Source organism: Pseudoalteromonas mucoides, assembly GCF_049257175.1.
Classification (GTDB): domain Bacteria; phylum Pseudomonadota; class Gammaproteobacteria; order Enterobacterales; family Alteromonadaceae; genus Pseudoalteromonas.
This window is the reverse complement of the sequence record NZ_JBMMUC010000004.1, coordinates 39,120-53,785: the sequence shown is the minus strand read 5'-3', so window position 1 is coordinate 53,785 and position 14,666 is coordinate 39,120. Positions and strand designations below refer to the sequence as shown.

The 14,666-nt window shown below is 38.0% G+C and carries 15 protein-coding genes; 5 read left to right on the top strand and 10 right to left on the bottom strand.

What is annotated here, in order from left to right; all coding sequences use genetic code 11:
• Positions 1–34: 34 nt before the first annotated feature.
• Entirely contained in the window at positions 35–820 is a 786-nt protein-coding gene (locus AAEU30_RS05345) for a flagellin N-terminal helical domain-containing protein (RefSeq protein ID WP_421959644.1), read from the bottom strand.
• A gap of 209 nt (positions 821–1,029) precedes the next feature.
• On the opposite strand from AAEU30_RS05345, the gene pseB reads away from it, so the two are divergent.
• The gene (gene pseB, locus AAEU30_RS05340) at positions 1,030–2,031 is read left to right on the top strand and encodes a UDP-N-acetylglucosamine 4,6-dehydratase (inverting) (RefSeq protein WP_087530891.1); all 1,002 of its coding nucleotides are present in this window, start codon (positions 1,030–1,032) and stop codon (positions 2,029–2,031) included.
• Positions 2,032–2,039: 8 nt separating this feature from the next.
• Positions 2,040–3,242: a UDP-4-amino-4,6-dideoxy-N-acetyl-beta-L-altrosamine transaminase gene (pseC, locus tag AAEU30_RS05335; RefSeq protein ID WP_421959643.1), complete on the top strand. Its 1,203-nt coding sequence runs from the start codon at positions 2,040–2,042 to the stop codon at positions 3,240–3,242.
• Here pseC and AAEU30_RS05330 read toward each other — a convergent pair.
• The 9 genes from AAEU30_RS05330 to AAEU30_RS05290 are packed head-to-tail and all read right to left on the bottom strand — an operon-like array spanning position 3,200 to position 11,052.
• Entirely contained in the window at positions 3,200–4,333 is a 1,134-nt protein-coding gene (locus tag AAEU30_RS05330; protein ID WP_421959642.1) for an aldehyde dehydrogenase family protein, read from the bottom strand. The genes pseC and AAEU30_RS05330 overlap by 43 nt on opposite strands.
• Complete coding sequence (locus tag AAEU30_RS05325; RefSeq protein ID WP_421959641.1) at positions 4,317–5,360, bottom strand: LuxE/PaaK family acyltransferase; 1,044 nt, start codon at positions 5,358–5,360, stop codon at positions 4,317–4,319. Before AAEU30_RS05325 ends, AAEU30_RS05330 begins: the two co-directional genes overlap by 17 nt.
• A complete protein-coding gene (locus AAEU30_RS05320; RefSeq protein WP_421959640.1) occupies positions 5,347–6,690 on the bottom strand; it encodes an AMP-binding protein in 1,344 nt (447 codons plus the stop codon). The genes AAEU30_RS05325 and AAEU30_RS05320 overlap by 14 nt, the downstream gene beginning before the upstream one ends.
• A gap of 1 nt (position 6,691) precedes the next feature.
• Complete coding sequence (locus AAEU30_RS05315; RefSeq protein ID WP_421959639.1) at positions 6,692–7,438, bottom strand: SDR family NAD(P)-dependent oxidoreductase; 747 nt, start codon at positions 7,436–7,438, stop codon at positions 6,692–6,694.
• Positions 7,431–7,670, bottom strand: coding sequence for an acyl carrier protein (locus tag AAEU30_RS05310; protein ID WP_087530897.1), 240 nt, complete (start codon positions 7,668–7,670; stop codon positions 7,431–7,433). The genes AAEU30_RS05315 and AAEU30_RS05310 overlap by 8 nt, the downstream gene beginning before the upstream one ends.
• Before the next feature lies 1 nt (position 7,671).
• A complete protein-coding gene (locus tag AAEU30_RS05305) occupies positions 7,672–8,220 on the bottom strand; it encodes a GNAT family N-acetyltransferase (RefSeq protein WP_421959638.1) in 549 nt (182 codons plus the stop codon).
• Between the two features lies 1 nt (position 8,221).
• A complete protein-coding gene (locus AAEU30_RS05300; RefSeq protein WP_421959637.1) occupies positions 8,222–8,962 on the bottom strand; it encodes a cytidylyltransferase domain-containing protein in 741 nt (246 codons plus the stop codon).
• The gene (gene pseI / locus AAEU30_RS05295) at positions 8,959–10,035 is read right to left on the bottom strand and encodes a pseudaminic acid synthase (RefSeq protein WP_421959636.1); all 1,077 of its coding nucleotides are present in this window, start codon (positions 10,033–10,035) and stop codon (positions 8,959–8,961) included. The genes AAEU30_RS05300 and pseI overlap by 4 nt, the downstream gene beginning before the upstream one ends.
• 24 nt (positions 10,036–10,059) lie before the next feature.
• Complete coding sequence (locus AAEU30_RS05290) at positions 10,060–11,052, bottom strand: hypothetical protein (protein WP_421959635.1); 993 nt, start codon at positions 11,050–11,052, stop codon at positions 10,060–10,062.
• 518 nt (positions 11,053–11,570) lie between these two features.
• On the opposite strand from AAEU30_RS05290, the gene AAEU30_RS05285 reads away from it, so the two are divergent.
• From AAEU30_RS05285 to AAEU30_RS05275, 3 genes are read left to right on the top strand one after another with little or no spacing between them, the layout of a single operon-like run.
• Positions 11,571–12,428: a radical SAM/SPASM domain-containing protein gene (locus tag AAEU30_RS05285; protein ID WP_421959634.1), complete on the top strand. Its 858-nt coding sequence runs from the start codon at positions 11,571–11,573 to the stop codon at positions 12,426–12,428.
• Complete coding sequence (locus tag AAEU30_RS05280) at positions 12,425–13,423, top strand: class I SAM-dependent methyltransferase (RefSeq protein ID WP_421959633.1); 999 nt, start codon at positions 12,425–12,427, stop codon at positions 13,421–13,423. The genes AAEU30_RS05285 and AAEU30_RS05280 overlap by 4 nt, the downstream gene beginning before the upstream one ends.
• 2 nt (positions 13,424–13,425) lie before the next feature.
• Positions 13,426–14,664: an aminotransferase class III-fold pyridoxal phosphate-dependent enzyme gene (locus AAEU30_RS05275; RefSeq protein WP_421959632.1), complete on the top strand. Its 1,239-nt coding sequence runs from the start codon at positions 13,426–13,428 to the stop codon at positions 14,662–14,664.
• Positions 14,665–14,666 lie beyond the last annotated feature (2 nt).

Sequence of the window (14,666 nt, the reverse complement as noted above, 5' to 3'; positions counted from 1 at the left end):
TGCTTTAATAACTAAGAAAGAAGTCTACATGATATTATAATAAACCTAAAATTGACTCAGCAGATTGATTTGCTTGACCGCGCAGTGCAATGGATGCTTGAGACAAAATATCATTAGAGGCTTGCTGAGATATTGCCTGTGCATAATCAGTATCTTCAATACGGCTTTGGCTCGCTGCAATATTTTCTTTCTGAGTACCCAGCCCCTTAATAGTACTCGCTAAAGTATTTTGAAAAGCCCCTAGCTCTGCACGTTGGGCGTTAATTTCTTCCGCTGCTTGGTCGCTAATATCAATTGCGGCTTGTGCCCCCGCTTGCGTAGAGATATTAATAGTTGAGATTACTGATGCAAAACTACCATCTGAAAGCGTGGTTGTTTGTGTGGTATTGGCATCAGGCCCTACTTGAAACGACACCGGCTGACCATCAAATAAAGGCTTACCGCCAAAAGACGCGTTTTCAAACGTCTCTGTGATTTGACTTTGTAGCTGAACTACCTCTTCTTGCAATGCTGCACGGTCACTATCATTAAGGGCTCCGTTGCCCGCTTGAATAGAAAGCTCACGGATACGTGATACCGCATCATTGACACCGGACAAACTTGAATCAGTGACTTGAGAGTATGAAATACCATCGTAAGCATTTCGTACAGCTTGGCCATAACCATCTTGTTGTGAGGTTAAACGGTCTATAATTTGCAAAGCTGCGGCATCATCCGCCGCAGAATTAACTTTTTTACCTGTCGCAAGTTGCTCAGCAAGCTTATTGGACGTTTGTTGATTTTGACTAAGTAAACTAGTGTTTGGTGATTGAATTTTCATGGCAGCCTCCGACAAACTGATCGTATAAATTATAGCTTAATTTGCCAATTTTTACACTTTGTACCATGTTTAAGCTAAATTAACTTGGCATCGAGCTTGCTAACATACTTAATAAGTATGTAAAGTATTGAGAATTGTGTCAAAATTCTCACAATGCGTACTTCATTTTATATACAGCTACGCCAATGATAAATAGCTTGGATAATCTTATGTTCGATAACAAAACAATTTTAATCACCGGTGGTACCGGATCATTCGGTAAAAAGTACGTAAAGACATTGCTTGAGCGATATAACCCTAAAAAAATCATTATATTTTCTCGGGATGAACTAAAGCAATTTGAAATGCAACAGGAGTTCGATCAACCCTGTATGCGCTATTTTATCGGTGATGTACGCGATAAAGACAGGTTACGGCGTGCAATGCGTGAGGTTAACTATGTAATTCATGCAGCTGCTTTAAAGCAAGTGCCTGCGGCTGAATACAACCCTATGGAATGTATAAAAACCAATATTAATGGTGCAGAAAACGTGATTGATGCAGCACTGGACAACAATGTTGAAAAAGTCATTGCACTATCAACTGACAAAGCGGCAAACCCTATTAATTTGTATGGTGCTACTAAGTTAGCATCTGACAAACTCTTTGTTGCGGCTAACAATATTGCCGGTGGTAATCGCACCACATTTTCAGTTGTTCGTTACGGTAATGTAGTGTGCTCACGCGGTTCAGTAGTGCCCATTTTCCAAAAATTTATTGACCAAGGCCGCGACCATATCCCTATTACCCATGAAGAAATGACCCGCTTTTGGATAAGCCTCCAGCAAGGTGTTGATTTTGTTCTAACAAACTTTGAGCGTATGCTTGGTGGTGAAATTTTTGTTCCTAAAATCCCCTCAATCCGTATTACAGATTTAGCCAAAGCAATGGCTCCTGATTTACCTATCAAAGTTATTGGTATTCGCCCTGGAGAAAAGCTTCATGAAGTAATGTGTCCGCAAGATTTATGCTTTGAAACTTATGAATATCAAGATCATTTTTTGATAGCTCCTGGAATTAAATTTAGTAGCCGCAGTAATGATTTCACTGTTAATGCATTGGGTGAAAAAGGCAAAAAAGTAAAACAAGGTTTTGAATATAACTCTTTAAGCAACCCACAGTATATGACGCTTGAAGAAATAAAAGACTTTAATGTGCAAGCATTGTTGTAAATACTGCTATGAAAAATAAAGTAATTCCTTACGGTAAGCAAAGTATTTCACAAGATGATATAGATGCCGTTGTTAATGTATTAAAATCTGACTGGCTTACACAAGGCCCTAAAGTACCCGCTTTTGAGCACGCAACTGCTAATTACTGTGGTGCAAAATTTGCCTGTGCAACCAATAGCGCTACATCAGCATTGCATATTGCTTGCTTAGCGTTAGGCGTTGGCGAGGGTGACACCGTTTGGACATCCCCAATTTCATTTGTTGCCTCTGCTAATTGTGCTTTGTATTGTGGGGCAAAAGTAGATTTTGTCGATATAGACCTCGAAACAGGGAATATGTCTCCATTGGCTTTGGAGCAGAAATTATTCGAAGCAGAAAAAACAAACTCTTTACCGAAAGTTGTAATTCCTGTTCACCTTGCGGGTCAATCATGTGATATGCAGGCCATTGCAAATCTAGCCAAAAAGTACAACTTCAAAATAATTGAAGACGCATCTCATGCTATTGGTGCTAAATATCACAATAAACCTGTTGGCTGTTGCGACTACTCAGATATCACTGTATTTAGCTTTCACCCAGTTAAAATTATTACCTCAGCTGAAGGTGGTATGGCAGTATCCAACAGCGAAGAAATCGATAACAAGTTGAAGCGCTTGCGCAGTCATGGAATTACTAATAATCCTGATGAAATGACAGAACCAAGCCACGGACCTTGGTATTATCAACAAATTGAACTTGGCTTTAATTATCGAATGACAGAATTACAAGCCGCACTTGGGTTAAGCCAGCTAAATCAACTCGACAACTTTGTTAAGGTACGAAATCTAATTGCAAAACAATTCGATGTATTTTTTACTGAGCAAAGCATGCAATCGCTGTTAGTCACTGAAGAATGTTACAGTAGTTATCATTTGTATATTTTGCGCTTAGAGTTTAGCAATCAAGCGCTGCAAGCTATGATGATCAAACAACTTAGAGCTCAGGGCATACAAGCTCATTTGCACTATATTCCAATCTTTTTGCAGCCTTTCTATCAACAGCTGGGCTTTGCTAAATCAACCTTCCCAAATGCGATGAAATACTATTCTCAAGCTATTACTATACCTTTACACCCTGCACTTACAGAGCAAGAAATTAGCACGGTTAAAAGTACAGTTAAGAGTCTTTATCAACAACTTAGTTCTTCGAGTAAATCCACACCATCCCAATAATGATCAAATGTGAGCGCTTGCCCTAAAGCAATCGTTCTGATTGCAGCTGTGGCAAGTTGATTTTGCTCACTGGCGTTTAATCCAAAACAACTAATAGTTTGTAATTTATCCGTTTTATTTAATTCTAAACGCTGCAGTTGATAAGACAAAATCAAACCATCACCTTGGTGATGTAATAGCATATCTGGTAAAAATGTCAGTAATTCACAACGCATAAATTCAGAGTATTTATCAATAGCTTGTATATTAATATTCGCAAGTAGAATTAACTGCTGTAAATGATATAAACGATTGGCTTTTGCGGTTTGGCTAAACTGTGATTCATCTTTACTAAGAGCTAAGCGAAGTGCCTGCCAAAATAACTGCTGTAACTCTAAGGATGTCTGATACCACAAGATAGCTTTGGGTGAAGAACAAGCTTGTTGAGAGAAAGCATTAAAGTCACGAATAAAACGTGTCACAGCAAGGTCAACATCGAGATTTGTCGAAAGACGAATGACAGCTAACGAGTATCGATCAGGGAAGCATACTTGGTGTTGAACATTGGCTTGTTGATTGATTTTTTCTATTGCATCATCGCCACCCCAGATGATCCGCATATCGCAATGCTCACTAAAATGCTCGGTGATAACCTGCGAATTACTTGGATAAGATACAATGGCACACAATGAGTTTAATACCGAGTATGGATGCAAGGATAAAAATTCATTCAGTAAAGCTATCAACTGATAAGTTTGCTCGCCACTGCGATCACTGATCCTCACAATATTACAGTTACCGCAGAGCATACTCAGTAGTAAACTATAAAAATACACTGTATCTACATTAGCCGGAGTAATATGAAACACCAATCCTCTTGGCTGACTATGATTTAGCGCCATGTAGTGTTTTTTCATAGCAAGTATATTTGCCTTTCGACACCAAAACCCCAGTGCTGATATTGCATTCGATTGCTGCTTTTTCAACAAGAACTGTGAGAAAGCAGCAATATCAGCAACAGTATCATCTTGAAACGGCGCTGCCTGCGGTGATAACTGCGTAAAATTCCCCTGCAATTGCTGTAATGAGGTATGTTTAAATAAAGGTGTCACTACAGCCCCTAACTTGTGATTTAGCTAACCGCCCTTGTACCGTAAAGTATTTACCCAGTCGCCCGCATTGGCAATTATCTTCACCATGCAAAGTGCCTAAATCCTCGGTTAATAAACGGTGTCCTGGGTAGCTTTTAGCAAGCACTGACTCAACTTGGATCACCCCTTGCATATTAGTAGGTAAAGGCTGCTGTGTGGCTGCATCAACAATACTAATATCAGACCAAGCTGGTGTATGTAAAAAACCATGCTCACATTCAATGTAAATTGTGCCCGTCTGCTCTACCATGCCATAGTAATCATGCACATCAATAGCACCTAGTTGCTCAGCTACGGCTTGTTTAAATGCCTTATTGCTCACTGCGTGTTGTTGCATTTTTTTCCAGCCACCACCATGCAATAAGACCCCTTTTTCAAATTTCATGTTTTTATCGCATTTAGTCAATGCCTGAATAAATTGCTGCCAAACAATAAAAGTAAAACCAAACATAAACACCGGCGTTGCCCTGTACTTTTCAAAAAAAGCATCAATGACAGGCATGTTTAAAGTCATATCATCATTTAGGGCAAAATGCGGATCACGACCAAAAAACAACATGCCTTGTATGCCTGCTGCACGTGCTGACATTGTTGTTTTTTTTCGTATCGTCTGTTTCGCATCAATAATCAACATAGGTAAACGTTGTTTACCTAACCAATGCTGCAATGTTTTTGTCAGAATTTTACTTTGTAACTGCGCAGTCTGTGCATCTAATGATATCTTAGATACCGCGCCGCTGGTACCCGACGAAGTTAACAAACGATGTTGTTGATCTGCATTTATGCTGGATAATAAAAATTGCTTAAATAATGGTACAGCTAATGGCATTGTGTCTGCAAATGATTGCTGCAAACGCTGATAAGGCGCACAATGTTTCTTATGATGACTATCTAAAAAGGTAAGTTGGCTATGTAAAAAAGCTTGCTTTTCATTATTCGCTAAACCATATACGGGTAATTCTAGTAACTGTTCATCAGTTAAGTGCATGATAGTCTACCTTGCCGTTGCTAAGCCTAGGGATAGTTTGCAAGTAAATGACACTAATTAAACGACTGTGACATTTGAGCTTGTCGGCGAGCATTTTTTTTACATCAACATCCGTACGTTCAGTGACATATACATTAAACGCATCTTCACTTCCTGTACAAATAACTTCTGATGCAAGCTCTGTGCTGATCCAGGCTTGTACTTCATCAAGATTAATACGCTTACCCGTAAGTTTACAAATACGTTTAGAGCGCCCTACTATTTGATAAAAACCATTCTCTATACGCTGTGCAATATCGCCTGTTTTTAAGGGTAAATTTTGCGTAAATGTATTCAGTTCAGCCACAGAGGTGGCATAACCACCAAATACGTTATCGCCAACCACACACAACTCTCCAGGCGTATTACAGGCAGTAATTTCTTGCTCAACTCCATCAATGAGATGCAGGGTTGTATTAGGGATCGCCTGGCCAATCACCCCTATATTTTCAGTAAAATTCTCGGCGGGCAAATAAGCAATTCGTGCAGTGGCTTCTGTTTGTCCATACATAGTATAAAACTCGACATCAGTAGCCTCTGTGAAATTAGCGAGGGCCTGCCACTGTTTCTCAAGCAGCTTTCCACCAGCTTGCGCCATGTAGCGAATTTGCTGTAAAGGTAGTTTGTCTAAACCCAGTCGCACCAACAATTGAAAACTAAATGGCACACCGTAAAAGCTATTTACTTTAAATTTTTGGAACTGCTGCCAAAAACTTGCTGACATTGGGCTCTCATTTTGTATAACTATCGAGGCGCCACACGCCAAGTGACTGTGCAAAATAGACAACCCGAATGAATATGAAAGCGGCAAAAATGTCATTGTTACATCGCTACTTTTTATCGGTAAAAACTCACAGATTGAAGCACAATTAGCCGCAATATTTGCTTTACTTAACTTCACCAGCTTTGGCGAACCAGTTGAACCGCTGGTAGATAAAAGCACACTGAGTTCAGCTGCAAGTTTATGTTTTATCTTGCTAAATGGCTGAATAGTTTGCTCTATAATTATAGAGTTAACTTGATAATGTTCGTATAAAACGTGTTTTTCGGTGTCACTTAATGATGGGTCAATTAAAAGGATAGCATGTTGCGTTCTTAATAATGCTAAATAATAAACTATAAAATTAAGAGAAGAATTTGCAACAAGAGCGATTAATTCGCGCTCAATTGGTAATACACTTTGGACACTGCTTACTTCCTGTTCAAGTTCTATGTAATCAATTGACTGAGTACCATAAAAAAGCCGTCCTTGAGAATTTTTTGCTGTTAGTTGCCAGAACATTCCAGCCATATTACAACCTTAATCCGCCATCAACCGCAATTGTTTGACCCGTAATATAAGCCGCTTGACTGCTTAACAAAAATGCCGCTACATTAGCGATATCTTCACCTTGTCCTAAACGTTTAAGTGCGGTTCGTTGACTGAGTTGCTGTTTCTTTACATCATCAAAATGAGCGACTAACGGTGTTTCAATCACTCCTGGGGCAAGAGCATTAACACGAATATTATAACTTCCTAGTTCCTGCGCTAAACTTGTCACCAACCCTTTAATAGCGGCTTTCATACTTGCATAGACAACTTGACCGCTACTACCTTGCTCTGCAACAACAGAACTAACTAACACGATACTACCGCACTTTTTACGAAGCATCAGTTTACTAGCGCCTTGACAAAGTAATAGAGCTGCTTTTAAATGTATTTGATATTGTTGATCAATCTGCACATCACGGCTCATCATCAAGGGAGCTTCAAGCATGTCACCAGCGCAATGCACGACCCCTTCAAGATTAATTTTCTGCTGAGAAATAGAGCTAAAAAGTTGTTTTATATCTGCACTATCGCCTAAATCAGTAATCTCTGTGAGTATATTTGCCATGGAATGACTTAATAGTAATTGCTCGCGCGCCATGTTTAGCTTTTCAGCATTTCGAGCAACCAGAATTACAGCTTTATGTTGCGCCACAAGATTGTTTGCAATGGCAAACCCTATGCCACTGTTAGCACCTGTGATCAACGTGTAAGTAGCGCTCTTATTCAAATGACACTCCGTACTTAGCTAAAATTTGCTGGGCTTTTAAAAATGAGCTCATATCTATAATATCATCCGTATCAAGCATAATATCAAATTCGCCTTCGAGCTCTGCAATCAACATCATATGGCTCATTGAATCCCATTTAGGATGCTCAGAATAACTAAGTTCATTGCACACCTCTTCTGGTGTGATCTCTAATACGTTAACAAATGCAGTGGTGAGCTTTTCTAATGACACATTAACCTCGATTTAAAAAGTGCTTTATTTTAGTTGTTGCTTGCTCAAACTCTGATTGGTTGAGTGAAATGCTGAGCATATGATTATCACTTGGGTGTTCTTTGAGCTGATAGCCAAGTTGTTGATTATAGCGAATTGCAGCCTGATTTTCCCGCCTTACTTCTGAGTGTAAATATAACATATTCAAATCATTAAACGCATAATCCAGCATAACTAAAGACGGCGCAAAGGCCAGTATATTATTTAGGTATTGTGTATCAGAAATATAAATACCGATACTCGCCGACTCGGCAATTTCAAGGTTGTGCTCTGCGTGAATATTAATTACACCAATTGCTGTGGCTTTATAATGAATAATAAAGTGCTGCTGCTTATCATCTACAAGCATCGAATTAAACCATTGTTGATGATGCTGCCACTCTATAGCACCCCTATTCTTCATTTGGGTTCGAACATGCTCAAGGTTTCGCCATTGCCAAACGCGCTCACAATCACTTTCTTTAACTTCCCTTAGCTGTACCGCATAACTTGCTAATCGAGAAAGACGCACGTTATTCTCCTAACTTTTTTTGTTTTACATCTTGATTGAGTAAAGCTATTTCAGGGTGTGATTTAAAAAAATCTAAAATATCAATGTACTTAGCTACGCTAATATCACTGGGGTAAGCCGCCACTAACTGTGTAAACATCTGCAAATCTCTTGGCTCATCAATACATAATCGCGCATAGCCTTGATAATCACATGGTGCTTTATATTGACTAACTTTAAATTGCTTTGGATGCTGATACAAATAAGGCGTTACATGCTCTTTTTGATAATCTTCCACAGCATTTTTTGCTGCCATTTTTAACGCCTTAACTGACATTATCTCTGCATCAAAACCACGGATATGCTCGCCGATGTACAGGCTCGAATAATCGTCGCCTCGCTCAAGATGATAAGCGATTAATTGATCAACAAGTTGAGCATCTACTAACGGGCAATCAGCAGTCAAACGTACAATACGATCATCATCATCCAAACCAAGCACCCGCACAACATCAGAAAAGCGTTGCAACACATTAAGCTTACTCCCGCGAAAAACCCTGACTCCTAGTTTTAAACAATGCACAGCAACATCATCGTCATTATTATGATCACTCGTTGCAATTACATGTTCGGTAATATTTTTTGCCGATTTAAGACGTGTTATATGGTATTGCAACAACGATTGATCATTAACAGTTTGTAGCACTTTTCCTGGTAGCCTTTTGGAATCATACCGAGCTTGTGAGCAAGCAATCACTTTCATTTCTGAACATACTCCAGCTTCATCGCGCTACCTTTATTCAATGCTTTACTAGCAGGCTTACCTAGCATTGAGTTTAAATAACGTGGATGTAAACCAAGGCCGGGTCTAACTGAGCGTAAATTTGTTTCAGTAAATAACTCACCCTGTTTAATATCTTGCGCTATATACAAAGAACGTCTAAATGCGACATTATCTTGCTCGCTTTTCGCTAAGCGAAAGCTAGGCTCACCAAGCGCACAATACGCTGCAGTTGTTGCATCAACCATCGCTTTAAAACCACTAGGGCTTAATGAAAACGCAGCATCAACACTTGTTGTATCATCTTCTAATTTAAAATGTTTTTCTATAATACTCGCCCCCAGTGCAACTGATGCTATCGCAGCGGTATCGGCTAGACTATGGTCACTTAAACCAACAGGAAGTGTTAAGTGTTGTTTTAAATAAGCAAGGGTTGATAAATTACAATCATTGATTGGTGTCGGGTAACCGCTGACACAGTGTAAAACTGCCAACTGTTTACCACCCGCTTCTTTTACCGCTGTTACAGCTTCTTCAATTTCATCAAGGGTGGCCATGCCAGTAGACATAATGATTGGCTTACCTGTTTGAGCCGCGTATTGAATCAAACCTATATCTGTAATTTCGAACGAAGCAACTTTATATGCAGGGCAATTTAAGTCTTCTAACAGATCAATTGCAGTTTTGTCGAATGGCGAAGAAAAAAGTGTAATGCCATGTTGCTTTGCTCGTGCGAATAACGCTTCATGCCAATCCCACGGAGTATGTGCTTCTTCATATAAATCATATAAAGTACGGCCTTTCCAAAGTTTATCTTTAACAACAAACTCTGGCCCATCATGGTTAAGTGTAATCGTATCTGGGCGGTAAGTTTGTATTTTAATTGCACTTGCCCCCGTTTTCGCAGCAGCATCGATCAACGCGAGTGCATTATCAATATTACCGCCATGATTACCTGAGAGTTCTGCAATAGTGTAAGGCTGGCAACCTTCACCAATTTTAATACCATCAATAGTAATGTGCTTTTGTAGTTGCCCTACATCAAATTTCTTCATTATATTACTTCGACCATTATTTAATTAATTCAGCGCTTCAATAATGCGCTCTGCTGCCAAACCATCAATTGCCTGTTGGCCATGAAGTGACAGCTGTTTCTTTGTATCGGCTGATTTAAGCAAAAATAAAGCCTTTTTTACCACATTAGCTAAGTCAGCTTGCTCATTTCTAAAATCAATGCATTGATAAGCCGTATTATTTAATGGTGAGTCTAATGCTTGAGATTGATTATCAACCAAAGCTAAAGCAATCGTTGGTACGCCTAAATACATTAATTCGTACAAACTCCCCCCAGCTGACGTAATAGCAATATCAGCTCCAATCATTAATCTAGCTAGATTTGGATGGTTAATGTGTAATTCAAATTTATCATTTTGCTGTAAACTGTTCAGCAAAGTCAGCGTTTTTTCTGAACAACCGCTACTTACTGCAACAACGAGCTTAGTAATATCACTGCTAGTAACAAATTGCTTGCACAGCTCTGGAGTCAACATTTTGACATCCGTACCACCTAAACTAATGAAGACACTCTTTTCAATAACGCTTTCGCGAGTTCTATGCGATTTAAACTCACTTCTTATTAGCCGATAATCTAAACCTTGTAACACCTTAGGCGCTTTATGAATTGTATCGACTACATCGCTAGGATTCACGATTAAATCAAATTCTAATGGCTCCTGATACGTGCCATCATCAAATATAACAATTTGTTTTACGGTATTTTTTAACTTAATTATTGTTTCGTTTGATAGAGCATAATCATCGACAATTAAAATATCGGCTTTTGATAGCATGGTTACAAGAGCGACTTCATCTATAACACACTTTAGAAGCACTCCCATCCCGATGAGTTTTCCATGCAACTGAGGGGCTAAATCACGGTAAAAAAGTGTGACCTTATGCTGTTTGTTAAGCAGCACTTCGATCAACGCTATTTGGCGCATTACATGCCCATAGCCAATTTGCTGGCTTGCATTTGCATAGATTGCTATATTTAAAACTGCACTTACCTTCACTCAATCCGCCCATTAAATAGTCATAATATTTAGTTTAGGTTCACAAAACACCTTTCTTTAATAAAAATCACAACACATTGAAAATAAAACAAAAAACCATGATACAATCACATTCTGAAACGACCGCTACTATATGATAAACTGAAATTTAGGCTTAAAATAGTTTAAGGTGAATTTTGTCGTTCAAATAAATAATCATTAGAAGCAGTCTTTATGGTAACAAAATAGCCTAGGTCATTTAGAAAATTAAACTATTGCCGATAAATATTAACTGAGACTCAAATTGATATTCAATTGAAAGTTTAGCAATTAAAAACAACACTGTAACTTCTTGTTCTTTCTTAACTAGCTTTCAAACTGTGAAGAAATCAATTACTTTTAGAGAACAAAGCGTGATTTAACTTTTACTCTAAAAGTGTGTTTACTATCTAACAGTAAAGTTTGGGTCAAACTGACAAAATGGCATCAAACATGCTTGCATGTTTGTATACTGTATAGCGCTAAAAAAAGAGAGAATTATGCTCAACGAAGCGACCAAAAGTAACCTTAGAAGAAAATCTTCTTATATCGACGATGTTCAATTTATTGATGATGTGCCTCTTTTTAGCTGGTTAGATATTAATATTACAGAGCTTTGCAACAGAAAATGTGAATTTTGTCCGAGGATTGATGATTCAATCTATCCGAATCAAAACCTACACATGTCCGTTGAAATAGCAAGAAAAATTGGGCAAGAACTACTAGAATTAAACTATAAAGGTGTTGTTGTATTTTCAGGGTACTCTGAGCCTACTTTATGTCCGCACTTTGAGGAAATCATAGCCGCTTTTCCTAAAGAGATTCGCCTTGAAATGGTTACAAATGGCGATAAGTTAAAGCCTCGCTATATACAAAAGCTAAAAGCAGCTGGGCTAAATTATTTCGTTGTAAGTATGTATGATGGCCCAGGGCAAATTGAACACTTTAAAAGTCTTTTTGCCGAATCAGGGTTATCTGAGAATGAATATATATTGAGAGATAGATGGCATACTGGTGAGGATGACTTTGGTTTAAAGCTAACAAACAGAGCAGGCACGATTCAAACAGGAGAACAACCTGAAATAATCCCCAACCACCCATGCTATTACACGGCTTACTCAATGACAATCGACTGGAATGGAGATGTATTACTCTGCATGCAAGATTGGAATAAGAAAGTTAAATTTGGAAATGTTGCCGGTCAAAGTTTATTAGATGTTTGGCAAGGGCAAGCATTCAATAACTATCGAAAGAAGCTTCTAAAAGGATCAAGAACATGTGACCCATGCCATAAGTGTAATACAGATGGCACTCTTCACGGGTACAAGCATAAAGAGCATTGGGAACTTAAACTATGACAAAAGATCATTCAAATAATATAACTTTTGACCAAGTTCACACCAGAAAAAAGCAAATAAAGCTAAAAGAAATGATGAGTCAGGTTGCTGAGAGGATTTTAAGTCAAACAAAAAATTCAGAGTCTTTGGATTGCTGCCCAGTTTGTAACAGCAATAGTTTAATTCATTTCACTGAGAAATTTGGCTTTAATCTTGATAAGTGCTCAGAGTGCTCTCATATTTTTTGTAACCCTATGCCTAGCGAAGAGCAACTAGAGATTTATTACAATAGTGAAATGAAGGAGTTCGAAAATGAGTTTTTTGAAGAGTCTTTCGAAAATCGAGTTCCGATATTCACCAAACGTATTGAAAAAATTAAAAACTATATCTCATCAGGTAAATTACTAGATGTTGGTAGTGCAATTGGTATTTTTATTGAAGCCCTAAAAAGAGATGCTTCGCCCTTCCATATAACTTGTTGTGATCCCAGCGTAGATGCATGTAATAAATTAAAATATCGCTATCCCGATATTGAGATATACACCACTCTAATAGAGAACTTGAATAACCCTCAGGCTTTTGATTTAGTTACAATGTGGGATACGATTGAGCATATACGTGATCCTATAGCTCTCTCTGAAAGTATCAGTGAAGTACTTAAAGACGATGGCTTTTGGTTTTTCTCAACTCCAAATACCTCAAGTTTCGAGTGGCAAATTGCAGGTACTGAGCATGTACAAATTTTGCCACCAGGACATATAAACCTATTCAATCTTGACTCTATTAATGTCTTACTTGAAAAATCAGGGTTTAAACTAGTCGATTACTTTACATTAAATGGCTCTTTAGATGTTTCATACGTACAAAAATTTCTATTAGAAAACTCCAGTAACTCTATTGGGGAGTTTTTACAAACCCAAATTTATAATGAACAATTTGCGTCAGGCTTTTCTCAGTTACTAAGTGACTGCAAGTTAGCTGGTAATATTTTTGTTATAGCTCAAAAAGTAAGATGATCATGAATTACACCCTTAGACACGCTGGCTATGAGTCAAACGAAGATTCAAATCAAATAGTTAAAGCTAAAGGTGCATACCTTTATACCAAAAGAGGTCAAAAACTACTTGATTTATGTATGGCTGCAGGTTCTCAACTTTTAGGTCATTCTAACCCTGAAATAGTTTCTGCAATACAAAGCCAGGTGAGTAAAGGCACTATTTACCTTTCAAACAATCAATATATACATGAGACTTGTGAACTTCTATCGCAAGTAGTTCCCTCTGAATATTCAGACTATATATTTAGTAATAGTGGAACTGAAGCAACTCAAAAAGCAATAAGAATTTCTAGGTTAGCCTCAGGCAAATCATTAATCGCCTCATTTGAAGGCGGCTGGCATGGTTCAAATGAATGGACATTACATGATTCAGGGTCACGGTTTGATCTAGATAAGCAAGCATTAAACTTTGGTATACCTGCATCAATTAATAGAGATAGATTAATTGTTCCTTATAATTGTGATGAAACTTTCGAAACCTTAGAAAGAAACAAAGAAAAGTTAGCTGCAATTATTATAGAACCGATCCAAGGCTCTAACCCACAAAGAAATATTTCAGGGTTTCTTAAAAAATTAACAGCCTTTTGTGCACAACATAACATCTTAATAATTGCGGATGAGATCATTTCAGGTTTTAGAGTTTCACTCTCTGGGGCATCACCTAAATTAGGCTTGAGACCAGACATTATTACATATGGAAAATCTTTCGCAGGAGGCTTACCGGTTGGGCTTACTGTTATAAATGAAAAAGTATCTCAAATGAGTTTTGGGAATCCTGAAAACGCAGTGATTACAGGTGGAACATATTCTGCAAACCCTTTGATGGCTGTAGCTGCAACTGCAACATTAAAGCAGCTAATACAAAAAAATTATACTTCTTTTAATACTGAATCGGATACCTTCAAAAACACTATAAATTCCGAGTTACTAAACAAAAACTTACCATTCAAAATAATTTCCAATGGCCCATTCTTGAGGCTTGCATTCACAGATAAACCTTTTAAGTCTCGAGCTGAAAGAGATAAGCTTGAAATGCCAGCTACTTTACAAAAAACGTTTAAGGACATAATTAATAAAAAGGAGATTTTCTGGCCAACAAACGGAATTGTTCTTCCTTCTTTTGAGCATAAAGAACCCGAATTCAGGTTAGCTAGAGAGGCCATAATATCAAGTTGTATTGAAACATGTGAGTTTTTGTAAAA